This is a genomic window from Peribacillus sp. JNUCC 23, assembly GCF_053653995.1.
In genome coordinates, this window is the sequence record NZ_CM132202.1 from 2,355,976 (window position 1) to 2,378,307 (window position 22,332).

The 22,332-nt window shown below is 35.4% G+C and carries 21 protein-coding genes, 1 pseudogene and 2 riboswitches; of the genes and pseudogenes, 6 read left to right on the forward strand and 16 right to left on the reverse strand.

Annotation, left to right across the window (positions count from 1 at the left end):
* Window positions 1-221 precede the first annotated feature (221 nt).
* Both JNUCC23_RS11450 and JNUCC23_RS11455 read left to right on the forward strand, forming a co-directional pair.
* Window positions 222-1,196, forward strand: coding sequence for a hypothetical protein (locus tag JNUCC23_RS11450; protein ID WP_454215931.1), 975 nt, complete (start codon window positions 222-224; stop codon window positions 1,194-1,196).
* Between the two features lie 58 nt (window positions 1,197-1,254).
* Window positions 1,255-1,452, forward strand: a complete 198-nt coding sequence (locus JNUCC23_RS11455) for a hypothetical protein (RefSeq protein ID WP_403071429.1) — start codon at window positions 1,255-1,257, stop codon at window positions 1,450-1,452.
* 37 nt (window positions 1,453-1,489) lie between these two features.
* Here JNUCC23_RS11455 and JNUCC23_RS11460 read toward each other — a convergent pair whose 3' ends face one another.
* Window positions 1,490-1,660, reverse strand: a complete 171-nt coding sequence (locus JNUCC23_RS11460; RefSeq protein WP_454215933.1) for a hypothetical protein — start codon at window positions 1,658-1,660, stop codon at window positions 1,490-1,492.
* A gap of 370 nt (window positions 1,661-2,030) precedes the next feature.
* Here JNUCC23_RS11460 and brnQ point away from each other — a divergent pair, with 370 nt between their 5' ends.
* A complete protein-coding gene (gene brnQ, locus JNUCC23_RS11465; protein ID WP_454211542.1) occupies window positions 2,031-3,371 on the forward strand; it encodes a branched-chain amino acid transport system II carrier protein in 1,341 nt (446 codons plus the stop codon).
* A 600-nt stretch (window positions 3,372-3,971) separates the two neighbouring features.
* Here the strand turns inward: brnQ and JNUCC23_RS11470 are convergent.
* The 4 genes from JNUCC23_RS11470 to JNUCC23_RS11485 are packed head-to-tail and all read right to left on the reverse strand — an operon-like array spanning window position 3,972 to window position 7,060.
* Window positions 3,972-4,538, reverse strand: a complete 567-nt coding sequence (locus JNUCC23_RS11470) for an NADPH-dependent FMN reductase (RefSeq protein WP_454211544.1) — start codon at window positions 4,536-4,538, stop codon at window positions 3,972-3,974.
* Window positions 4,539-4,550: 12 nt separating this feature from the next.
* Window positions 4,551-5,609: an LLM class flavin-dependent oxidoreductase gene (locus JNUCC23_RS11475; protein WP_454211546.1), complete on the reverse strand. Its 1,059-nt coding sequence runs from the start codon at window positions 5,607-5,609 to the stop codon at window positions 4,551-4,553.
* A 15-nt stretch (window positions 5,610-5,624) separates the two neighbouring features.
* The gene (locus JNUCC23_RS11480) at window positions 5,625-6,566 is read right to left on the reverse strand and encodes a ring-cleaving dioxygenase (RefSeq protein ID WP_454211548.1); all 942 of its coding nucleotides are present in this window, start codon (window positions 6,564-6,566) and stop codon (window positions 5,625-5,627) included.
* A 50-nt stretch (window positions 6,567-6,616) separates the two neighbouring features.
* Complete coding sequence (locus JNUCC23_RS11485; RefSeq protein ID WP_403071409.1) at window positions 6,617-7,060, reverse strand: MarR family winged helix-turn-helix transcriptional regulator; 444 nt, start codon at window positions 7,058-7,060, stop codon at window positions 6,617-6,619.
* 348 nt (window positions 7,061-7,408) lie between these two features.
* On the opposite strand from JNUCC23_RS11485, the gene JNUCC23_RS11490 reads away from it, so the two are divergent.
* Entirely contained in the window at window positions 7,409-8,671 is a 1,263-nt protein-coding gene (locus JNUCC23_RS11490) for a DUF445 domain-containing protein (RefSeq protein ID WP_454211551.1), read from the forward strand.
* Between the two features lie 158 nt (window positions 8,672-8,829).
* Here the strand turns inward: JNUCC23_RS11490 and JNUCC23_RS11495 are convergent, their stop codons facing one another.
* The 6 genes from JNUCC23_RS11495 to yeiL form a co-directional block, all read right to left on the reverse strand.
* The gene (locus JNUCC23_RS11495) at window positions 8,830-9,777 is read right to left on the reverse strand and encodes a DMT family transporter (protein WP_454211552.1); all 948 of its coding nucleotides are present in this window, start codon (window positions 9,775-9,777) and stop codon (window positions 8,830-8,832) included.
* Between the two features lie 742 nt (window positions 9,778-10,519).
* On the reverse strand, window positions 10,520-11,719 hold the full coding sequence (locus tag JNUCC23_RS11500; RefSeq protein WP_454211554.1) for a phosphoglycerate dehydrogenase: 1,200 nt from the start codon (window positions 11,717-11,719) through the stop codon (window positions 10,520-10,522).
* Window positions 11,720-11,889: 170 nt separating this feature from the next.
* Window positions 11,890-11,968, reverse strand: a riboswitch (ZMP/ZTP riboswitch).
* Window positions 11,969-12,351: 383 nt separating this feature from the next.
* A complete protein-coding gene (locus JNUCC23_RS11505) occupies window positions 12,352-13,053 on the reverse strand; it encodes an ABC transporter ATP-binding protein (protein WP_454211556.1) in 702 nt (233 codons plus the stop codon).
* Window positions 13,054-13,065: 12 nt separating this feature from the next.
* Entirely contained in the window at window positions 13,066-13,905 is an 840-nt protein-coding gene (locus JNUCC23_RS11510; protein WP_454211558.1) for an ABC transporter permease, read from the reverse strand.
* Between the two features lie 25 nt (window positions 13,906-13,930).
* Entirely contained in the window at window positions 13,931-14,914 is a 984-nt protein-coding gene (locus JNUCC23_RS11515; RefSeq protein ID WP_062179530.1) for an aliphatic sulfonate ABC transporter substrate-binding protein, read from the reverse strand.
* A 129-nt stretch (window positions 14,915-15,043) separates the two neighbouring features.
* Window positions 15,044-15,153, reverse strand: a riboswitch (SAM riboswitch).
* Between the two features lie 272 nt (window positions 15,154-15,425).
* On the reverse strand, window positions 15,426-16,097 hold the full coding sequence (gene yeiL / locus JNUCC23_RS11520) for a transcriptional regulator YeiL (RefSeq protein ID WP_403071392.1): 672 nt from the start codon (window positions 16,095-16,097) through the stop codon (window positions 15,426-15,428).
* Between the two features lie 77 nt (window positions 16,098-16,174).
* Here yeiL and JNUCC23_RS11525 point away from each other — a divergent pair, with 77 nt between their 5' ends.
* Together JNUCC23_RS11525 and JNUCC23_RS11530 are read left to right on the forward strand one after the other, a co-directional pair.
* Entirely contained in the window at window positions 16,175-16,876 is a 702-nt protein-coding gene (locus tag JNUCC23_RS11525) for a YjjG family noncanonical pyrimidine nucleotidase (RefSeq protein ID WP_454211560.1), read from the forward strand.
* The gene (locus JNUCC23_RS11530) at window positions 16,873-17,502 is read left to right on the forward strand and encodes a YczE/YyaS/YitT family protein (protein WP_454211562.1); all 630 of its coding nucleotides are present in this window, start codon (window positions 16,873-16,875) and stop codon (window positions 17,500-17,502) included. The genes JNUCC23_RS11525 and JNUCC23_RS11530 overlap by 4 nt, the downstream gene beginning before the upstream one ends.
* Before the next feature lie 359 nt (window positions 17,503-17,861).
* On the opposite strand, the pseudogene JNUCC23_RS11535 reads toward JNUCC23_RS11530, so the two are convergent.
* The 5 genes and pseudogenes from JNUCC23_RS11535 to JNUCC23_RS11555 all read right to left on the reverse strand — a co-directional run.
* Window positions 17,862-18,044 (reverse strand): annotated as a pseudogene (locus JNUCC23_RS11535) (DUF6262 family protein); the annotation flags it as partial.
* A gap of 451 nt (window positions 18,045-18,495) precedes the next feature.
* Entirely contained in the window at window positions 18,496-18,801 is a 306-nt protein-coding gene (locus JNUCC23_RS11540; RefSeq protein ID WP_062179528.1) for a hypothetical protein, read from the reverse strand.
* A complete protein-coding gene (locus JNUCC23_RS11545) occupies window positions 18,802-19,869 on the reverse strand; it encodes a DMT family transporter (RefSeq protein ID WP_062183198.1) in 1,068 nt (355 codons plus the stop codon). It lies immediately after the preceding gene.
* A gap of 322 nt (window positions 19,870-20,191) precedes the next feature.
* Window positions 20,192-20,752: an NADPH-dependent FMN reductase gene (locus JNUCC23_RS11550; protein WP_403071381.1), complete on the reverse strand. Its 561-nt coding sequence runs from the start codon at window positions 20,750-20,752 to the stop codon at window positions 20,192-20,194.
* A 348-nt stretch (window positions 20,753-21,100) separates the two neighbouring features.
* Entirely contained in the window at window positions 21,101-22,321 is a 1,221-nt protein-coding gene (locus tag JNUCC23_RS11555) for an acyl-CoA dehydrogenase family protein (RefSeq protein WP_062179520.1), read from the reverse strand.
* Window positions 22,322-22,332 lie beyond the last annotated feature (11 nt).

Below are 22,332 nucleotides of genomic sequence, written 5' to 3' on the forward strand. Positions count from 1 at the left end.
CAAAATAATAAACTTTTAATATTGAATAGTTTACAATATTATTAGATAGAAAGCATTTCGATATAATAAAAAATATCCATGATCACCTACACGCAACCCAACGTTGAAAAAAGTTTAGGTTCTCCAATTATATCACCTTATAAAGGTGGCGGTGCGGAGCTGGTTTTGCGAAGTCCCGCCCCTTTTTCACAGAAAAGAGGAAAGGAAGAATTATGCCTTACATGAATAATAAAAATGCGGAAAGAAGATCATTTTTTCAATGGATTCATTTTTTAATCCCTTATTTATACACTACGGGAATTGTTCTGATTTTAATATGGATGACGGTGGCCTCCCTTCTAATTGGCATTAAGACTATCAATGAGAATCCAGAGAAACTCTTTTTACAGTCAGAAAAGAGCGTATCCTCTGTACATACGCCTTCTAACGCACCGTCTTTAAAAAGCGATGAAACAAATTCGGACGTTATAGCAGTTGAAAATTCTTTAAGCAGCAATACTCAAGAGAAGGAAACGTGGTTAAATATTTTAGTTAAACCTATTGTAGAATCAAACTTTAATAAAATTATCTTTCGAGGCCTCTTTTTACTTTTAATTTGGATGCTTTTATTTTTGATCATTCCTGTTGCCTTTAAGCGTCTAAAACGATTTAAGTTTTTCAATATGGAATTTGAGGTAGATGATATTGAGCAAGCAGCAATTGAAACAGTTGAAATCAGCGGAACTAAAGCTAAACTAATGGCCTATTTAGCTAGTGATCATGCAGCTGGAAGAACACTAGACTATTTAAATGATTCAATGATTGATTTTAAAGAGGTATTAGACTATTTTTTAGCAGAGATTCAAGCGGGATACAAAAACCACCCACTACATGCTACGTTTTCATATAGTGTATACAATGGATCTGTACCTGAGGAGTTAAATGAATTAGTCGAAGAAACTAAAGAAACAGGGGAATCTGCAATTTTCAACAAAAATGATCAAGATAACTTATTTAAAAAGAATTATCTTGTTTTCTATTTTTGTTACGGCGTAGATGAATATGTTACTGTTATTAGCAGTTATACGTATCCTTTTGACATTTTAGATAGATACCTTTTCGAACTATTACATAATACGATCAGTAAGAATATTGAAAATATCGAGTATATGGTAGCTTTGACAAGCAATGATAGTAACGTTGGAAACGGAACATGAGTCTAGTCTTGACGAATGAAAGGTTATTCATATATCATTGAATAAAGGAGTGATCTATATGGAAAGCGCTAAAACTCCAATTAGAACACAAGATATTAGAGATCGGGCAAAAAGAAAATTGGGTGAAACAAGTACTAATCGGAATGCTAATCAAACTAATCAAGTAAAAATAACTGGTAGTATAGTTAGACCTATTCATGTTAGTAAAACGGATCCATTAGTAATAAGAATGACGCAATACAAAAAAATCAACTAATATTATTATCCCCCGTTTGCACAATTGAGCGGGGGGTTTATTTATTATTTAAATGTTTTGAATGTTTTTTTGCAAGTTCTTGCATAATTGGTGAACGCCCCACTAAATCAGCTGGTCGTTTTATAGGTAAATATCCAAGATTAATGTCACGCATACTCTTAAATTTCTCCCCTTTTAAATACCTTTTATATATCTCAAATATCTTCATAATTTTCCACTCCCACCCTTAGTAAGCATGATCAAATTTACTATCTTATTATATTCAACCCAATTCCCTTTCTATTCACATTAACAAAGAAAAAGTGGTCAGTTTCCAATGACATATCTTGAAGCTTCTGAACCCTTTTTTTGGAGGAGAACGAAAATCATCTTCCCCTTCTCTTTTTATCGCCGTACTCTCCGAACTTGAATGCTATAGAGCGGATTTAGGTTAAGGAATATAATAAAAATATATTGAAATATTAAATTTATATGGTTATAATACAATACGGTCTTATATATTTGCTTGTACGTAATTATTAGAAAAATTAATATTTTTTCTAAATAGTAAATTTTAGATATTTCATGGAGGTCTTAATTTGTCTGATAAAGTACCATTTTCATTTATAGTGGTTATTGGTTTAATGTTATTTGCTTTATTCTTTGGGGCAGGAAATTTAATTTTCCCACCAATGCTTGGTCAATCAGCAGGAATAAATATTTGGTCAGCTAATGCAGGGTTTTTAATAACTGGAGTTGGATTACCATTACTTGGTGTATTAGCACTTGGTTTTTCGGGGAAAGATGATTTACAATCGTTAGCAAGTCGTGTACATCCTGTGTTTGGGATAGTATTTACAACTATTCTTTATTTAGCAATTGGTCCTTTATTCGCTATACCGAGAACAGGAAACGTTTCTTTTGAGGTAGGTGTCAAACCTTTTTTGTCCGAAAATTCAGGTCCTATACCTTTACTTATTTTTACCATCGTATTTTTTAGCATTACGTGTCTTTTTTCGCTTAATCCTGCGAAAATTGTCGAAATTGTTGGGAAGGTATTAACACCAATCAAGTTAACGTTTATTGGAGTCTTAGTAGTAGTTGCTTTAATTCATCCAATTGGTGACTTCCAAGCACCTGTTAAGGATTACTCAGTTCAACCATTTTTTAATGGGTTTAGAGAAGGCTATTTAACAATGGATACTCTTGCATCTTTTGTTTTTGGTATCATGATCATTAATGCTATTAAAGACAAAGGTGCAAAAACAAAAAAACAAATTATGATTGTTTGTGGAAAAGCAACTGGAGTTGCTGCCATTATCCTAGCAACCTTTTATACTTCTCTATCTTATATGGGTGCCTCAAGTGTAGAAAAACTTGGACATTTAGATAATGGAGGTATAATCTTAGCAAAAGTCTCGGAGTACTATTTTGGTTCCTATGGTGGGATATTGTTAGGATTAATGATAACAGTAGCTTGTTTAACAACGAGCGTAGGACTAGTTTCATCATGTTCTACATATTTCCATAAGCTATTTCCTAAGATATCTTACAAAACACTCGCTATTAGTTTATCCATTTTTAGTGCAATAGTTGCTAATATTGGGTTAACACAATTAATTGCTATTTCTGTACCTGTATTAACAGCTATTTATCCTTTAGCTATCGTATTAATATTCTTAACATTTTTTCATTCTTTATTTAAAGGGAAAGCAGAAGTTTATCAAGGAAGCTTACTTTTAACATTTATAATTAGTTTATTTGATGGATTAAATGGAGTTGGCATACACTTTACGTCCATTGATCATTTCTTTAATGCAATTCTTCCTATGTATGACGTAGGACTAGGGTGGATTATTCCTGCGATTGTTGGAGGATTCATTGGTTATGGCAGTAGCATATTACGAGAGAAATTCGGACTTAATCACCAACTAGATTAATTAACTAAATAATCTAGTCTTAAAAGCGGTCTAGTGATTGAACTGTAACCTATTTTTTACACAGTTAAAAAAGACCTTTAAAAGTACCCTATAGATTAGACGTTTAAAAAAGTCTATCTTTAGGGTACTTTTTTTGTATTCTTACAAAGAAGATGTGCGTTGCAGTAGGCTTTTGTTAAAGGTCAAATCTACTTTTCCCTTATTATTTAACACACACATAACCCTTTATGCTATAAGTAAAAAAACAATATGTGGTTACTTTTACCCCTAACCTAACCTATTTTACTTCAAGAAAAGACTCGTTGTTGTAATACTTCCCTACCCGAATGAAATTAAGCAAGATTCATCTAATTGTTGTAGTGGTAATGAACAACTGACAATAGAGACAAGAATCTTCCTTCAGGAAAGAATATGGCATACAGAGTTCACGGGATGAATGGTCAAATTCAAAAAGGAAGAAGACTTTAAGAAGTGCGACCTAAAATGAAAATGAACGCTAATCTATGTTACAGGAAAATATCATTTTAGCTGAATAACTATGTTCCTATACTGTTATCAACATCGGTGCTATAATACCCAGTTTCAACTGACTTAACCTTTTTAAAAATCATATTCCGCATCTTTTGCTTGGCGAACGTTCGAGTATGCTTGAACAAATAAAACTGTGTCTTCCACTAAACGCTCCATACGGAAAAGGATATCATCATTGACTATTTCTTTTCGTTGGAAATCCTTTTCTTCGATAAATACGTAGGTTTGGACAATATGTGCCTTCATATAAGCTAAAATTGGTTTTAACTGTTGTTCCACCATTAAATAATGCTTAGCAGTTCCAGCTGTAACAAGCATACTCACTACTTTATCTCGGAAAGCGTTGATTGGTAATAAATCAAAAATATTTTTTAATGTCGCTGGAATAGATGCTTGAAATACGGGTGTACCGATAATAATCGCATCTGCTGCCATTATAGTTTCTGTTACATACTTAGTATCCCCTTCATACTCCCAATAATTTCGTCCATCGCTAAACACCATTTCATATTCTGCAAGATCTAATAATGTGATTTCTGCATCGGGATATTTCTCATTTGCTAATTTTAACGTATAATCCATTGCTGTTCGTGTCTTAGAGCCTACATTAGAACCCGAGATTCCTACAATTTTCATCCGAATCACTCCTTATTTTTTAGCTGTATGCTTCTTAATTGCTGGCATAATTTCTGTTGCAATCAGTTCAATATTTTTTGCAATCTTATCGAATGGCACGCCACCAAAATCGATCTGTGCCATAAAGCGTTGTTGACCAAATAGTTCGTATTGGTAGAGCATCTTTTCAATAATTTGTTGCGGACTACCAATCATTAATGCATCACGATAATCTGTAGATTGCGCAAATTGTTGTTTTGGATAGCCGCCTCCACGTAATGCTTGCATACCAGAATTAGCATGTGGATAGTACTCACGAAGTGCATCCTGTGAATTTTCTGCTGTATAAAATAAACTCGTTGTTGCGATTGGTAATGTTGCTGGATCAAAACCACTACGCTCCGCTGCCTCACGATACGCTTCAACTGAGACCTTGAAGTTAATAGCAGGACCACCAAGTGTTGTTAGCATCATCGGTACACCTGCATATCCAGCCTTGATCGCACTAGCAGGTGGGCCGCCTACTGCACGCCAAATTGGCAGATGACCATTTTGAGGTTGTGGTAAAATGGATGCATTGTTCAACGGTGCGCGGTATTGACCTTTCCATGTTACTTTCTCCTCGTTATTTAACTTCATCAGAAGTTCCATTTTTTCTTCAAATAATTCTTCATAATCACGTACATCAAACCCTAGTAAACTATATGCCCCAACACGTGAACCACGACCTGCAACAATTTCTGCTCGACCTTTTGAGATCAAATCAAGTGTGGCAAAATCTTCATATACTCGTACAGGATCGGATGTACTTAACACCGTTGCTGAGCTGGCAATTTTAATATTTGTTGTAGCTTGAGCGATAGCCCCTAAAATGACCGTGTGCGCTTGTGTTGTAAAAAACGTTTGATGGCTTTCGCCAACAGCAAATACGTCAAGTCCTGCTTGATCAGCTAGCTTACTTGCCTCAATTAATTCCTGAATCCGCTGTTGTGCACTAATCAGTGAGCCTGTATGTGGATTAGGTAAATGATCCCCAATTGAATATAAACCGAATTCAAGTCCTTTTTCTGTATCAATACGATATTGCTTCATGTTTGCTCTCTCCTTTTAATCAAGTGGTGTTAATTTTGCTTCAATTTCAGCACGTCGTTCTTCTAAAAATGGTGGTAAATCTAAAGTTTTACCAAGTTCTTCGACCGTCGAATCGGCGGTAAATCCAGGACCATCTGTCGCAATTTCAAATAAAATCCCGTTTGCTTCACGGAAATAGAGACTTTGGAAATAGAAACGATCCACAACCCCAGTTGATTGGAAACCACGTTCTTTAACAATCTCATCCCAATAGCGCAACTCTTCTTCATCTTTCACACGAATGGCTAAATGATGAATACTTCCTCGTCCTGGTTTCTCACTTGGCCCAACTTTTTGTTTGACGACAATCTCTCCGAATGACTGTCCAGCAACAGATTGATAAATGGCTTCTGTGTTAGACCGAGTCACTTCTACATAACCAAACATGTCCTTTAATGTTTTCGCTAAACGATCTAAGTAACGCACTGTGATTTCAATTGTTCCGATTCCTAAAATGCGATTGTTTCGTTTGATGATGGAACCTTCCCATTCTGACCATTGCTCAGGAACCTTCTCACCGTTATTATTTAACAAAACCATTCGTAAGCCTTCTGAATCTTCAAAATGTAAAGCATCTCGACCGGCATATGTCGTTAATTCACCATGCTTTACATCTAATGACTCGAACCGTTTTTTCCAAAATATAAGACTGTCAAATGACGGAACTAGTAAACCAATTTGTGTAATTGCGTTTGTGCCGCGAACTGTTCTTCCTGCAATCGGCATTTCAAAAAACGACAGCTCTGTTCCCGCACTACCTGTTAAATCTCCATAAAATAAGTGATACATAGTAGGGTTATCTTGGTTCACCGTTTTTTTCACTCGGCGTAGCCCTAATACATTTTGATAAAAATCATGATTCATTTGTGCATTTTTTGTAAGCATTGATACATGATGATGTCCAGAAATTGTATACATGTTTATTCCTCCTTTTTTAACTTGACTAATCAAATGATACTATAAAAAAATTACTCAGGCGGTAATTCTCTTTTTTGGCTATATTTATGGACACGTGTCATTAAAGTATATAGTGTTTGTTGTTCTTCTTCGTTTAATATATCGTCAAAAAATGAAGATTGAAAGGCAAGTTGTTCAGGCATTGCTTGTTCTAAAATAGTTTCCGCTTTATCTGTGAGGCTAATCGTTTTCGTTTTCCAGTCTTGCTTACGTACAATATAATCTTCTTTTTCAAGACGTACGAGCATACGCGAAATACCACCTTGAGTTACTGTCACCTTCTCAGCTAACTCCATTTGCGTGAGTGGCTGATAAATGCGAATTTGCATGAGAACATCAAATTGAGCAGTCGTTAGATCAAATCGTTTTAAGAAGTCATTCGACATTTGGTTACTTTGATTCGTAAACCGCATTAAACGTAACCAAATTAATGAACCTAGCGTATTATTCCGCATTTTATTTCCCTCCTCTTCGTTAATCTTATTATCACTTTACTACTCAAATGATAAGAAAGCAAGCAAAACATCTCAAAAAGAGTAACGTAAGGAACATGAAAAATGTTGGCTAAGAGAAATATAATACTATCTTATGGACATGGATGTTGAAGTTCTAATAAGGGATAATAGATCAGTAATGACACTTTACCTATGGAGGGTTAATTTTTGTTGATCGACCTGCTATACTACTAAATAGTAGTAATACATATTTAGATATTAAATTTTAATTATTAACATGAGTACTATTAAAATTAGCTTATGATATGGTTGAAGTACTCGTACATTATTTAAGAATGAGGGAATTTAATGACAACAAAAACAAAAACAAAATCATCGAGAAAAATTGCTAGGTATTCACTAATTATTATGGGGGTAGGATTTATTGCAACTGCCCCATTTCAAGGTTCATTTTGGGTAGAATTATTACATGGAGGATTTGAAGCTGGACTTGTTGGTGGATTAGCCGATTGGTTTGCTGTTACTGCACTATTTCGCCATCCGCTTGGAATACCAATCCCACATACTGCACTGCTACCCAATAATCGAAAAAGAATGACAAATGGGCTTGTTTCGATGTTGAAAAATGACTGGCTTTCCAAGGAAAGTATTCAGGAAAAAATAAAACAAATTCCTTTAACAGAAAAGCTGATCGCCATTTTGGGTAAGCAGATACACACAGATAAGTTTAGAGAAGGGATTATTAAGCTGATCACGAAATTGATTGGATATATAGAAATTGAAAAGATTACTCCTTTCGTTAAAAGACAAATCATATCGACTCTTTCTAAGATGGAAATAAGCAAATTACTTCAACTTGTAAGTTCATATCTACTTAACGAACAGCTGGATAAAAAAGCTTTGGATCATATTTTGAAAAAAGCTGAGAATTGGTTAAGACAAGAACAAACTAGTCACCGATTAGGAACAGTTTCCATGAATGTACTCAGCAAAATTGAAGCAGATGGTATGCTTCAATTTGCACTTAAATCCATTCAAAGCCTGCTTACCGAGGAGAAACTCGGCAATATCGTGCAAAATCTTTTATTAAGTGTAATAAAGAGTTTGCAAAATGAGAAAGAGCCGAATCGAGAAGCTTTAATCTTATATATCCGAAACGAGATACAAGGTATTAACGATAATAAGGACGTATTAGTAAGTATTGAAAAATGGAAGGGTCAACTTCTAGATAAATGGGAACCTGATCAAACAATAACCGATAGTCTTCAACAAATTCAAAAAAATGTAATAGATCTCGTAGAAGATCATGATTTTATTGATATGCATCTTATTCCATTAATGAATCGCATACTAGATAATATGAAAGATAATAGCGCGGACATTGATAATTGGATACAAAAACAAATAATAGTTCTCGTTGAAAATAATCATGAACAAATTGGCAATCTTGTGCAAGAGAATTTAGATAAGTTAGACAATGATACACTGATTGATATGATGGAAAACAATATCGGAAAAGATTTACAGTGGATTCGCGTGAACGGAGCAGTTTGTGGTTTTATAATAGGGATTTTACTAACAGGTGTACAAGCTTTGTTTAGGCTAGCATAATTTCTATTAAAACCAAATGAGAGTACTGATTTGTTCCTCTCGCTTTATCATTTGAATTATATTGATTTGGAACAACAAAACGGCTACATCGGAGTAGCCGTTTTGTTATTGTTGAATTTACATCAATGATAAAAATCGCATTCTTAAAGGGACTATTTTTAAGAACCCAACTTTTCTGTTCGAATAATTCGTAATCTTTCTTTTTCGGATTTATCTTTGAAAAACGATAAATATAGAACCATAAATAGTATAAGGCTAGCGCCTAAAAATTGATAAGTTCCGAATGGGATGTGTAGCCATAAAACTGAAGTGATTATGGCTGTTAAAGGTTCTAAACTACCTAATAAAGTCGTTTCTTGCGGTTTTAAGTATTTAAGACTTTCAATGTAAAACCAAAAAGCAATCATCGTTCCAAAGAAAATGACAAACCCTAAATATAAATATGTCTCAAGTGCCCAATTACTAGTGTCAACTGACCAAGGAGGCTGTATGCTACTCATTCCAATTCCACCTATAATCATTGCCCAGCCAATAACGTTCAGTGAACCCCACTTTTTCAATAACACCCCTGCATATAAAGTATAGAAGGCAAGAGCAATACCTGATAGTATTCCCCATATGACAGAAGATACAGGCACTGAAAGACTAGCTAATGATCCATTCGTTAACAATAAAAATGTACCTGATAAAGCTAAAACTACCGCAAATAGATCTCTAGCCTTCAATTTGCTTACTTTAGCCAAAACTAGATAAAGAATAATAAAAACAGGAGCTAAATATTGTAATAATGTTGCGACAGCTGCATTCCCTAACTGAATGGAAGCCATATATGTGTATTGAACGGCAAGCATCCCTAATAAGCCGAATATCACGATTTGTATCCTTGCTGTTTTATCAGACCATATCTTTAAAACTTGCTTTCGATCTCTTATGAATGATAAAACAAGCAGTAGAATTCCTGCTATTAATAAGCGAATGGATACAAGCCATTCAACTGTTATACTTTCTTCTTGAAATAAGCGCTGTGCTACTGTACCTCCAATTCCCCAAAAACTCGCGCCGAGTATGACAAATATAAACCCGGGCCATCGCAGTTGATTATCCATAAACCATCCCCCTCAATCTTCTTCATACGTTATAAACTGTTCTTCTGGTTATTTTGTATGGATTATTTTGATATGCATAGATATCTACTCTTTTTTCTTGTATAGATTTTGATTGTTTTATTCGATAAGTGGTCAATCTTCAGAATAACATAATAAGAGTTGGTAGTTACCCAATTTGTAAGGATACTTAAAATTCGACCTTATCAAAGTAGAAAAGTTAAAGCTTTCATGATCAATTAGATAGTCGTAGAGATTACCTGACCAGCGACTTGTTAACAATATGTGGAATAGCTTTCTAACTGTCGCTAATATCTCTATTTACACCTCTTTTTAATTATATTAATATATTAAATTTTGACTAATGTGTTAAAAATCACGGGTTATTACTTTGAATATATTATATTAAAATAATATATTCGCCTTATCTACTGTATAAGAAACCATCAATTCAGATTCTTCAGGACCGCCACAGTTAAGAGAATCAATCATTTAATACATGCCTCCGGCTAGCAAAAACATCACTATTCCTACTGTAAAAATAAACTTTTTCATATTTATCTATCTCCTTCTAATTTGTTTACACTAATCAAGTTGTTTTGTTTTACGATTTGTTCACACTGTTACATTTCTTTCTTAAATAAAATGGCCTCAATTCCTAAAAGGAATTGAGGCTTCACTAAAATTAATTCAATTGATCATCAAAGATGTCTTCATGCTTCCTTCTTGTTCAATTAAAGTATGTTTAAATAACACGGATTGTAACAATACCGTCGATTTGCTTGATTTTTTCCTCCAAATTAGGAATGACATCGCCGCTTGCTTTATTGTCAATATCAATCATTGTATACGCATATTCCCCACGGCTTCTGTTAACCATGTCAGCAATGTTTAAATCATGGCTTGATATTGCTTGTGTAATCTGCCCAACCATGTTTGGAACGTTTTGGTGGAAAGCTGCTACACGTTGTTTTCCTGTATAAGGAAGGGTGGTATTTGGAAAATTCACTGAGTTTTTGATATTTCCTGTTTCTAGAAACTCCTTCACTTGGCGAGCTGCCATAATGGCGCAGTTTTCTTCTGATTCTTGGGTAGAAGCACCAAGATGTGGGATTGGAATTGTATTTTTCATTTTCAATACATTTTCATTTGGGAAGTCTGTAATATATCTTCCGACTTTCCCGCTTTCAAGTGCAACTTCCATATCTGTTTCATTCACAAGCTCACCGCGTGAGAAATTCAAAATATGAACTCCTGGCTTCATGATGCTAAATATTTCTTCGTTAAACATTCCTGCAGTGTCATCTGTTAACGGAACGTGTACAGTAATATAATCAGAGTTAGCGAACAATTGTTCAATCGTCATAGCGCGCTGTACATTGCGAGACAAATTCCAAGCTGTATCGACAGAGATGAATGGATCAAAGCCAATCACATCCATGTCTAAATCAAGCGCATCATTCGCTACAAGTGCACCAATCGCGCCTAAACCAATTACACCTAGAGTTTTCCCTTTAATTTCTTTTCCAACAAATTGTTTCTTTCCTGCTTCTACAAGCTTTGGAACTTTTTCGCCTTCACCTTCTAATGTTTTTGTCCAAGCCACACCGGCAAAAAGGTTACGAGATGAAGCCATTAATGTTGTTAATACCATTTCTTTTACAGCATTAGCATTAGCACCTGGCGTATTAAAAACAACAATACCTTGCTCTGTACATTTGTCAACTGGAATATTATTAACACCAGCTCCTGCACGTGCGATTGCTTTTAATTGATTGCCGAATTCGATTGTATGCATATTAAAACTACGAACAACAATTGCATCAGGGTTTTCAGTATCATTGTCGATAGTATAGGTATCGTTATTAAATACATTTAGCCCACTTTCTGTAATATTATTTAAAGTTTTGATTGTTTTCACTTTGTCTAAAATTAATGTGCTCATATTATTTACTCCCCTTTTTATGTATGCTAGTTTTCAAATTCCCCATAAAGAAACTTGTCACTATTCAAATTTTATGAAAAGCTGCATTGTCTATAATAATAGCATTTAAAAGAAGTATCTACTTCAATATTTTCTCCTAATATACAGAAAGAGGCAAGGGGAATTTCCCTTACCTCTGCCCAGGCGAACGGCTACGACACTATATGCTCCCTCACGGTTATCCGCGTTTCGCCAGTTACATATAGTCTTTTCATTTATTATATTTTATCAAATTATTCAGCAATCTTCAACTATCATTTTAAGATTAATCCACTTTAGTTCTTTTGAATGAATTGTTTGGTACAATTTTCTCTTACACTTGATATGGTTTAACTCAATTTATGATAAACAACCATGTAACAGAATTCACTTCAATCCAATTCTAATGCCCTTCCAATACAACTTGGTTGTTAGCAACTAAAATATGAATCACACATACTGTAGAAAACTATATCTCTTGATATTAAAGCGTTCTCAGACACTTTAGGTAATGTAACTTTACTTCCGATTCTCTCATGTAAAGATATCTTTATTCGTCAAATCAAAATACACAAGTTTTTAATTATTCTCAAATTAATATGCAGGTATTCATTTTAAACAGTTTGTTTTAAATCAAGTAAAGAAAGGATTTCAGCCTTCCTAGTAGTTAATTTATAATCGCCGCGATCTCGCGGTTTAGGTTCCGAAATTATTATCGTCTCATACAATTCACCAGGTTGGCCTCTAAGGATGAATATCTTGTCACATAGAAATAATGCTTCATCAATATCATGAGTAACAAGCAACATGGTTGTATTCTGTTGTTTCCAGATGGAAAGCAAAAGCTTCTGTAGCTGCATTTTTGTAAAAGCATCAACAGCACTGAATGGTTCATCGAGTAATATAACCTTGGGCTCAGTTACAAGTGCCCGTGCTAGTGCTGTCCGTTGGGCCATCCCCCCTGAAAGATCCTTAGGATAAAGCTTTTCAAATCCCGCTAATCCTACTAGCTTGAGCAGCTTTTGAATAGTAGAGTTGCTATCACCCTTCATTCCAAAACCGACATTTTGTTCCACTGTTAGCCACGGCATTAAACGGGGCTCCTGAAACATCATCCCGACCTGCTCCTTTTCCCATGTGAACTTGCCCGTATAGTCCTTGTCAAGCCCTGCTAGAACTCGAAGCAATGTACTTTTCCCGCAGCCGCTCGTGCCTAGGATACCGATGACTTCCCCTTCCTTGACGGTGAACGAAACATCTGTAAAACCAACCTGTTTATTATTAAATGTTCGCGAAACTTGCTCTACGGACAACATTCTAAGTCCCTCCTAACGTTGATTTGCATAACTATCTTGCCATCTTAGTGAGCGTTCTTCAATAAATTTTAAAAGCCAATCAGTGAATTTCCCAAGAATGGCGAATAAGATAATACTTCCGATAATAACATCAGGAGAATACGTATTCTGTCCCACTATTAGCAAGTATCCGAGTCCTTTTGAGGCTCCCATGATTTCAGCAGCGACAACAAACATCCAACCAAGTCCGAGTCCACTTCGGATTCCTGTTAATAATGAAGGAAGCGATGCGGGAAGAATAATTTTGCTTACAATTTCAAAGGACGTATATCCATAGATTTTACCGACTTCAATCAGTTTTCTGTCTACACCCCGTATCCCAGCAACCATATTCAGATAAACTGGGAAAAACACTCCGACTGCGATCAATATTACCTTAGAGGATTCCCCGATGCCCATCCATAAGATAAATAATGGAACCCAAGCAAGAGATGGGATGGAGCGAAAGGCTTGAATAATTGGATCTATTAATTCTTCGAAAATCTTCATATAGCCGACCAGTGATCCGATTATAACTGCTGTGAATGTTCCGATAAGAAAACCGGCAAATACCCTAATTAAAGTTGTTCCAATATGCCCCCAAAGTGTTCCTTCCAATGCCATCTGATACAGCCCTTCTACTATTACTGAAGGTATAGGAAGAAGGTGTGATTCGATTATCCCCATCCTGCCGGAAGCTTCCCAGATAATCAACAGTGTCAACGGCAGGATGCTGCCAAGCAATACTTTACGATTTGTCTTCGGTTTTGTATATCGTGATTGTTTTGTTTTATTCGTCTTAGTTAATACTGCATGCTCACTATGCTCCAACATTCTTTTCTCAATCCCTTCTGATCCATCATTTGAGTACTTTTACGGCAAATTTAGAATTAAGAAGTTTATCAGTCAGCTTCTCAACATCTGTTGAACTTTTTAATAAACCATTTTCTTTTAGAACTTCACCTGACCCTATAATGATAGCCTTTTGTTCATTACTTGGAATCGGTTCTGAAAAGTCATTTCGTTCCAATTCCTTTTTTGCTACTTCTAATGAAATGCTAGCTTCTTTAGCAAGTATTTCTGTCGTTTCATCTGGATGGGCAATTGTCCACTGACGTGCTTCTTCATATGCCTCAAGGACTTTCTCAACATAAACGGGGTATTTCTCAGCGAATTCCTCGCGAACATCAAGTGTGCTAAAGCTATTGAAATCTGGGTTACGATAAAAGATTTGAATGTCTGACTCCAATTCGACCTTTGCCATATGAGGGTCAAGACCAGCCCAGGCATCAACATCACCCGATTGTACGGCTAGGGCACCGTCACTATGCTGTAAGTTGACAATTTCGACATCTTTTGAGGAAAGACCAGCTTCCTTCAGGGCTCTCAACAGAAAAATATAGGGGTCAGTACCAAGTGTAGCTGCAATACGTTTGCCTTTTAAATCAGATACAGAATTGATTGTACCTTTTTTCGCCATAAGTGCTGTCCACTCTGGTTTGGAAGAAATATAAACGGTTTGGATTGGTGTACCTTTTTCTTTGGCTAATAGTGCAGCCGCACCGGCAGCGGAACCGAAATCAACACTCTCTGAGCTAAGGAATTCTAACGCTTTATTTGATCCTTGACTAAGTACAAATTCAACTTCAATGCCTTCATCTTTGAATTTTTTTTCAGCAATGCCCTGATCCTTTAATACCAAACTGACCGGTGAATAATACGCATAATCGAGGATAATTTTCTTTGGTTTAGCATCTGTCCCAGTACCACTTACATCATTCGAGCAACCAGAAAGCAATATTAATCCAATTAGTACCAGTGTACTTCTAAGCCTATTCTTCATTTTAATACCTCCACTTTCCCCTATTTTTTCTTCTACCCATAAATTAAATAGTCCCCATTTGTTTACTTGGTTTAATAATCATTAAAAAACCCTCTTTCTAGTAAGAAGAGGGTTTTAATAAAAAAACCTCCCTCATCTTTCAGATCACATGATCTGCAGGATTTAGCACCTTTTTAAGCATTCACTTAATGGTTGCCGGGCTTCACAGGGCCTATTCCCTCCGCCGCTCTCGATAAGAGTGTATTTATTATTTAATTAGGGTGTTCATCTGTTTTGAAGTATAAATCACCTGAAAATGAATGTCAATAATTTTCTGAATTTTCAATTCGATTTTCAGGCAATATTTTGGCTATATAAAAAAGGTTGATAAATTTAGAATCTTAATCTAAAAATGCGTCCTTATCCTACAAATAGGAGGCCATGATATTCTCATCAAATTAAATTTTCACTTACCTTAAATGGAAGAAGTGAAACAACTTGTTTATATTTCAAGTTATCAAATCAAACTAAATTAATCTTTTTTTGAACTCAATCGTTCTAACTTTTCTTTATTAATAATAAAATATTTTCTTCCTTTCTTTTCTAATAATCCGTCTTCATGGAATTGGTTAAGTGTGTATAATAAATGTCGATAGCTTACCCCCACGTATTCTGCTGTTTCGGTATGCTTCTCTTGAAAGCATCCATCGTTTTCTATTTGAAGAATATATTTCGCCAATCGGTTTTTGAATTCATAATCTTGCATCTCTGTGTAATGATCTGTTCTTTTTAGTAATTTATCACCTAAATATTTTGATAAATTATGTAGAAAAAGATTGTCATTTAACAGATGTTCTTTCGATGAAGCCAACGGAACCGCCAAGCAAGTGCAGTCATTTATAGCCACAACATCTTTTAAATTCTTTTCCACCTCAATCAAGGATAATTCACCAATAAAATCATCTTTCTTTAGAAACTGAATCAGCGCACGTTTTCCATTTTCGTGTACTATATATATTTTTGCCCGCCCATCCAATAATAAAAATAAGTACTGAATATCTTCATCAAAACGCACTATATATTCATTAGAAGAAAACTTACAAATAAAAGCCTGATGTAAAACTGCTTTCGGAAAAGTTTCTTGAATATCATTATATATATCTACAAAATTTTCAGCGTAATCCTTCAAATTGATTTTTTTCATTTTATCACCTCAATATGAGATATCTCCTATTATTATATTCTTCCTTTCGATATATTACTACCAAGAGGTGGATAGGAATGAACAAATACAAACATATTATTTTTGACTTAGATGATACGATACTTGATTTTCAAGATTCAGAAGAAAAGGCTTTAAAACAAATGATTACGCAATACGAGTTGCCCGATAACAAACAAACCATTGCATGTTATAAGCGCATTAATGATGAATTATGGCATCAATTAGAGGAAGGCTTGATTTCTCGTGAAGACGTGCTGACAACGCGTTTTTCACTTTTTTTGAAGGAATTTCATATAGATGAAAACGGAACAAAAGTTGAAGCCATGTACCGTGAGCATTTAAACCAAGGACATAAGACCGTTACCCATGCACATGAATTATTAAATGCTTTAATTAAGCAAGATTATAAATTATATATTGGAACAAACGGTGTAGGAAAGACTCAAAGAAAAAGATTAGGAGATGCCAAGCTACAAGGATATTTTGAACAACTTTTTATCTCCGAAGAAATTGGTTATGAAAAACCGAATCCCCATTTCTTTTACTATATTTTTGATGCCCTGCATATAAATCGTAAAGAAGAATTTTTAATGATAGGTGATCGTTTAACATCGGATATTCAGGGAGCTATCAATGTCGGAATTGATTGCGTATGGTTTAATCCTAAGAGAATCATGCCTAAATCAGGTTCACCTAAGAGCACATATACGATACCAAATTTAATGCAAATAATAGACTTATTAGAGGAATATTCATGAAAAAAGTAATTCAATCGATTCTCCTTTATATAGTAAGTGCTATTGGCATTAGTCTTACATTAAAAGCAGATGTTGGAGTAAGCAGTTTTAATGCGATGAATTTATCCGTATCTGAATGTACTTCCATCAAAGTTGGCACAATTACATTCATTGCAAATCTCATTTTTCTAATCGGTTATATCTGCCTATGCGAAAAAAAGGATTTTAGAAAATTTACTTTGATGTTCTTTTCCATCTTGTTCTTTGGAATGGTTATTAATTTTTTCCTCTATACTATTTTCGGTATGATTCACATAGAGAATTATTTAGTAAGAATGGGACTATTTATATTCGGTGCGATACTAGCCGGTGGAACAATAGGCATTATTTTATCATTAGATATTATTCCTTTTCCTATTGAAAGTTTATGTTTACGAATAGCCGAATTAACAAAACTCACTTTCTCTCAATACAGATATTGTGTCGATTTATTCTCCATTCTTCTATCAATAACAATATCACTACTATACAATTTACCAATCAATATTCGAGAAGGAACGATTATCAGCTTCTTCTTATTGTCCGGCATTATTTCTTATACACGATTGAAATTTGAAAACTATCAGCTGAAACCAAAAACTCAATAAAAAGCATGACTAAAAAATAACCTTTGTAAATTATCAAGACCTAAAATATAAAAAGTCATAAAAAATAAAAAGTGGTCCATATTAGTCATCATGTATAATATGGACCACTCTTTTACTTCTGGCATCATAAATGGTGTAAATATCTCAATAAGTTCCCATTGAAAAAACTGGAGGAATATTATGAATAAACTACTTACAATCGATAACCATAAGATAACTTTTTTAATTTCAGCTCAGCCCTTATTTATATATTCTAGCCTCTCTATAATTTAACATAAATATCCAATTTATTAAGTGTTATTCCGAAAAATGACCCGATTGTTGAACAAGCAGGGATGGAGAGCACCGTTCTCACCATAATAAACCTCTGCATAAGCAAACTTTAATTGCTCTCTAAGTTGTTTATTATCATCTTCTAATTTCTTAATCTTTCGTTTCAATGATTCAATAAGGGCATCCTTGTTGCTCCCATTTATTTCTCGCTTAACTTTTTTTGGTGTAGGTACTTGTGATTGTTGCTGCCTTAACGCTTCAATCCGTTTGTGAATATCGACATGGTAGAGCTAGTATAGTTAAATTCTAAATGATCAAACCTTTTTGTAAAGCTACAAATATAAATTATTATGAGTATTTTTTGACCAGTAAGAACTGTTTCATCAAATTGTGGTTAAAATAACAAAACATAACTATTATTTTGGATATTCATTTGGAGTTACCATAGTGAAATAGAAAACAGTTTAAAAATATCTATTCAATTTATAGTAAGATAATAAAAGGGTATTTTTTCAGAAAAAGAAGATGGCCTCGAGTTTTTATACTCGAAGCCATCTAACTATCTATCATCAATAACCATTCATAATTTCTTCACATACGTCCTTGCTGTAAATAGACAAAATAGCGCCAAGGCAGTTATTCCAAATATCGAAATATATGGAGCTAATTCAAAGCCCCAAAACTCGCTCATTTCAGGCATATAATCCACTCCTTAGTTAGTTAAATGATTCCTGTATCACGCATCCTGGCTTCACCGAAGCTTGTAAGAGAATATTTAAATAATAACTTACCCTTACTAAAGTGCTCACCCTTGTCTAACTTTTCATCAATGGTTTCTATAAGCGCTCCTGAAAACAAATCAGTTAATGTTACTCGGACATTCCCTAAGGCATATGCTCCAGCCAACCCGTATTCTTTCAGAATTTGCTTGGCAATATCATAATCCCATATTCCTTTGTCTGGTCTTTCCATCGTATGCTCACGTATGATTTGTAGAATCCTTCCTTTAATGTGGATTTTCGGCATTTATATCGCCTCCTCTTTTTCTTTCTTGTCTGAAGGTACGGTACGGATGACTTCTAGTACATCCCGTTTTTCAGTAAACATGACAAACCCGCCTATAATAACAACTAGCGCCCCTAAAACGAAATTCCATTCTGGCGGGGTAAGTGTGAAGATACTGATAAAAATGATGGCAAAGATTCCATATAAGTCTCCGATTGCTTGGCCTCTTCCAACGCCAATTAATGGGAAGGACTTGTACCATGATACGTAGCAAAAACCAAATGTAATGCCGGCTAAAAGCAGCCAAGTTATCGGTAACAATGTCATCGTTTTTGCGATCATTGGCACAATGGGCACATCACCAAATAGGATAAACAGCGGAAAGATTACTGCTACCCACCAGAAAACTTCACCCGTAAATCTAAGTGTTAAGCCAATATCAGGATCTGTAACATCCAGTGCTCGTCCAGCAATGGCGCCTTCAATTCCCCAGCCAACGGCAGCCATTAATCCGCCCAAGTATCCTAACCAAGCGCCTGAGCTATCTTTCAGCTCACCTAAAATACCAGGCGCAAATACGACGATCCCGCCGATAATAATCATGGCGATCCCGATAGCAGCCCTTCGAGTTATTTTTTCCCCGTACCATTTGTACGCTAGTATAGAACCTACAATGGGATACATTAATGCTGCTACTGCCGCAAAAACACCGCCAATAAAGCCGATCGCTAAAAAACTTCCGAAAATAGCCATCGGTCCGCCGAAAATTGCGGCTACAAAATACCATTTCGTCACTTTTTTAAACTGAACAATCGTCCGTCCGTAATCTTTCCATTTACCTAAAACGCCTGTCCACACAAACATAAACAATAAAACAGCGATTGCATTTAAACCGGCTATTACGGCTGCCGCTGTCACATATTCAGAATTTGTTTGAAATGGCATGGAAACGAAAGGAAACTCATACCAAATTGCTGATCCAGGTACATACCATGCTCCCCACAATATGGCTGCCCATAAAGCCCACATAAAGCCCAAACGTACTGTCTTCTCTTTGTGTTTAGTTCTAGCAATATCCACTAAACTCATAAATGCTCCTCCTAATGAAATGATTTCAGCTTCATTTACATATCCTAATGTTCGCTGAAATTCATTACCGTTATCATCTAAGAAACTATACGTATATTCAACAACTTCCATAGGCTAAGTTCAGTCGAGAAGAATTGCACATTTAACACTTTAATAATCAAGAAAATCATTGTTTCGGCTATACCTAAATAGTTAATGTTTCTAAAAAGAAAAACTCTCTTTTCCCTAGTTGAATACTTAGAAAAAAGAGGTTATTCTACACGTTGTTCATTCTTTTTTTCATTAATGATTCGTTTAATGTTTGATCACCTCAACTTGCCATTCAATTATATTGAATAGCACTCTTTGAAGCTTTTAGTGCTTTCTGCATAAGGACGATTTCTTCACTTAAAGCGGTCACACGTTCTAATACTTCTTTATCAACTAGTTCATTTTGAGGACTAAAATGGTCATTATGAGCATAAACAAATCCTGGTGCAACAAATGCACGGAAATATCCGGCAATTGGCTTCAATTGATTTTCAATGACTAAATAATGTTGATATGTTCCCCCTGTAGCAATAAAGCCCATTACTTTATTGCGAAAATCTTTCGGATGGATTAAGTCGAATAAGTTTTTAAGAGCGCCAGTAATAGAACCTTGGAAAATTGGAGTACCAATAATATAAAAATCTGCTGTGGAAACAATATCGATCACTTTCTTCGTATCTCCCGTATACGATGACGGATTACGGCCATCACAGAACTGAATATTATAATCCTTCAAATCAAGCAATTCTACTTCAATTTCCGGGTTGTTTCGCTTTACTTCGTCTAATACTTGTTGAACGACAACTCGTGGTTTCGATCCAGTAATTGTTCCTGATATCCCTAGTAACTTCATGCTAAATATCCTCCCTATACTAATATAATCCTGTTGGCATATGCCGAGTTAGCGGAAACAAGGATTTACTTGTACCATCTTTCGACTTTCATAACTAACTGGTCTTGATATTTTTTGGTTATTCAAAAGCTAAAATTACAAAATATTCAGAAAATTTTTCCGGAAGTATTTGACTCATAATAACAAATAAACGAAAAACTTACGGAATCCCAGTGCCATTTTTACCGAGAAGATGTCAATTGTTTTAGGATGAAATGGGCCATACCCTTTCAAAAGAGGTATATACCAGAACCAAACCACTTCGTTTCGGTCCTGGTATATAAATAGAAATTTAATTTCGTCTATAATTTACTCAAACCATGGAACATCGATTAATGTATTGCCAATCCACTCACGTAAAATTTCATTTGTAGGTCCCATTATTGCACCAGCGCGACCATCACGTAAATATTTCTCTACTTGACCTGTCAAATAGCCTCTTCCTCCTGAAACTTGTAGCGCTTGGTTCGTTACTTGAATAACGATATCAGCTGCATGAGTTTTTAATTGCCAAATTGGGAATAGGCATTCTCCTAGTGGCGTCCCATTTGCAATAGCTTTGTCCAGACCTTCGGCTGTTCGATAAAGCATACTTCTTGCACTGTCCACCATGATTTGAGCTTTCGCCAATTCATGACGGATGACTTGATAACTAGCTACTGATTTTCCGGTATCAGCATGAACCTTTTTCTTCGCACCATTAATCGCTGCATTAAGAGCACCTTGTGCAATACCAGTCCAACAAGCAGCTGTTCCTAATAAAAACAGTGGATCGATTGTATTATCATTGTGATAATTCATCCCGCCTTCACTGCCGAGACGGTTTTCAGCCGGGACATATACATCTCTAAATTTCATTGGTCCACTAGAATTTCCGCGAAGTCCCATTGCAGAGAATGGAAATTGCGTAATCCCCTCTTGCCCATTTTCTACAAGTAAGAACATTAATTTATCAGAATTTGTACTTTCTGGATACGTTGTCGCCACGACATACCAATCAGCTTCTCCAGCACTTGTAACAAATGATTTATCGGCATTCAATGAGTAGCCATTACCAAGACGCGGGGCTTCACTAACTACATTCCAAAAGTGACTTCCAGTTGCTGGTTCACTAAAAGCTAACCCGCCGATTTTTCCTCGAAGAACATCAGGAATAAAACGCTGACGCTGCTCTTCGTTACCAGCTGAAAATAGTGTTTGAACAGCAGCTGTATGCATAACCCAACACATCGTTGAAGATGCACAATATTGTGCGAAACTTTCAGATAATACGGCAAAACCAGTAAGTCCAGCTCCAAGTCCACCATACTCTTTCGGAAGGGTAACAGCGCCAAATCCTGCTTCAGCAATTTTACTTATACTTTCACGAGGATAGCGGCTTTCCTGATCAGAAATTGCAGCTCTTTCTAGCAATTCACTTTTTCCAAGTGCGTGTGCCTTCGCTTGTAATTCTTCATAACCTGGAGGGCAAGTCCACCAGCTTGGAATTTGCATAATACCTTCATTTAATACTGTGTTAGAAACTGACATGATTCTTCACT

What these genes read in the sequence shown, in the direction of transcription:
- JNUCC23_RS11450 (WP_454215931.1), top strand. Translation starts at nt 222, where the DNA reads ATGAATAATAAAAATGCGGAAAGAAGATCATTTTTTCAATGGATTCAT.
- JNUCC23_RS11455 (WP_403071429.1), top strand. Translation starts at nt 1,255, where the DNA reads ATGGAAAGCGCTAAAACTCCAATTAGAACACAAGATATTAGAGATCGG.
- JNUCC23_RS11460 (WP_454215933.1), bottom strand. Translation starts at nt 1,660, where the DNA reads ATGAAGATATTTGAGATATATAAAAGGTATTTAAAAGGGGAGAAATTT.
- JNUCC23_RS11470 (WP_454211544.1), bottom strand. Translation starts at nt 4,538, where the DNA reads ATGAAAATTGTAGGAATCTCGGGTTCTAATGTAGGCTCTAAGACACGA.
- JNUCC23_RS11475 (WP_454211546.1), bottom strand. Translation starts at nt 5,609, where the DNA reads ATGAAGCAATATCGTATTGATACAGAAAAAGGACTTGAATTCGGTTTA.
- JNUCC23_RS11480 (WP_454211548.1), bottom strand. Translation starts at nt 6,566, where the DNA reads ATGTATACAATTTCTGGACATCATCATGTATCAATGCTTACAAAAAAT.
- JNUCC23_RS11485 (WP_403071409.1), bottom strand. Translation starts at nt 7,060, where the DNA reads ATGCGGAATAATACGCTAGGTTCATTAATTTGGTTACGTTTAATGCGG.
- JNUCC23_RS11490 (WP_454211551.1), top strand. Translation starts at nt 7,409, where the DNA reads ATGACAACAAAAACAAAAACAAAATCATCGAGAAAAATTGCTAGGTAT.
- JNUCC23_RS11495 (WP_454211552.1), bottom strand. Translation starts at nt 9,777, where the DNA reads ATGGATAATCAACTGCGATGGCCCGGGTTTATATTTGTCATACTCGGC.
- JNUCC23_RS11500 (WP_454211554.1), bottom strand. Translation starts at nt 11,719, where the DNA reads ATGAGCACATTAATTTTAGACAAAGTGAAAACAATCAAAACTTTAAAT.
- JNUCC23_RS11505 (WP_454211556.1), bottom strand. Translation starts at nt 13,053, where the DNA reads ATGTTGTCCGTAGAGCAAGTTTCGCGAACATTTAATAATAAACAGGTT.
- JNUCC23_RS11510 (WP_454211558.1), bottom strand. Translation starts at nt 13,905, where the DNA reads ATGTTGGAGCATAGTGAGCATGCAGTATTAACTAAGACGAATAAAACA.
- JNUCC23_RS11515 (WP_062179530.1), bottom strand. Translation starts at nt 14,914, where the DNA reads ATGAAGAATAGGCTTAGAAGTACACTGGTACTAATTGGATTAATATTG.
- yeiL (WP_403071392.1), bottom strand. Translation starts at nt 16,097, where the DNA reads ATGAAAAAAATCAATTTGAAGGATTACGCTGAAAATTTTGTAGATATA.
- JNUCC23_RS11525 (WP_454211560.1), top strand. Translation starts at nt 16,175, where the DNA reads ATGAACAAATACAAACATATTATTTTTGACTTAGATGATACGATACTT.
- JNUCC23_RS11530 (WP_454211562.1), top strand. Translation starts at nt 16,873, where the DNA reads ATGAAAAAAGTAATTCAATCGATTCTCCTTTATATAGTAAGTGCTATT.
- JNUCC23_RS11540 (WP_062179528.1), bottom strand. Translation starts at nt 18,801, where the DNA reads ATGCCGAAAATCCACATTAAAGGAAGGATTCTACAAATCATACGTGAG.
- JNUCC23_RS11545 (WP_062183198.1), bottom strand. Translation starts at nt 19,869, where the DNA reads ATGAGTTTAGTGGATATTGCTAGAACTAAACACAAAGAGAAGACAGTA.
- JNUCC23_RS11550 (WP_403071381.1), bottom strand. Translation starts at nt 20,752, where the DNA reads ATGAAGTTACTAGGGATATCAGGAACAATTACTGGATCGAAACCACGA.
- JNUCC23_RS11555 (WP_062179520.1), bottom strand. Translation starts at nt 22,321, where the DNA reads ATGTCAGTTTCTAACACAGTATTAAATGAAGGTATTATGCAAATTCCA.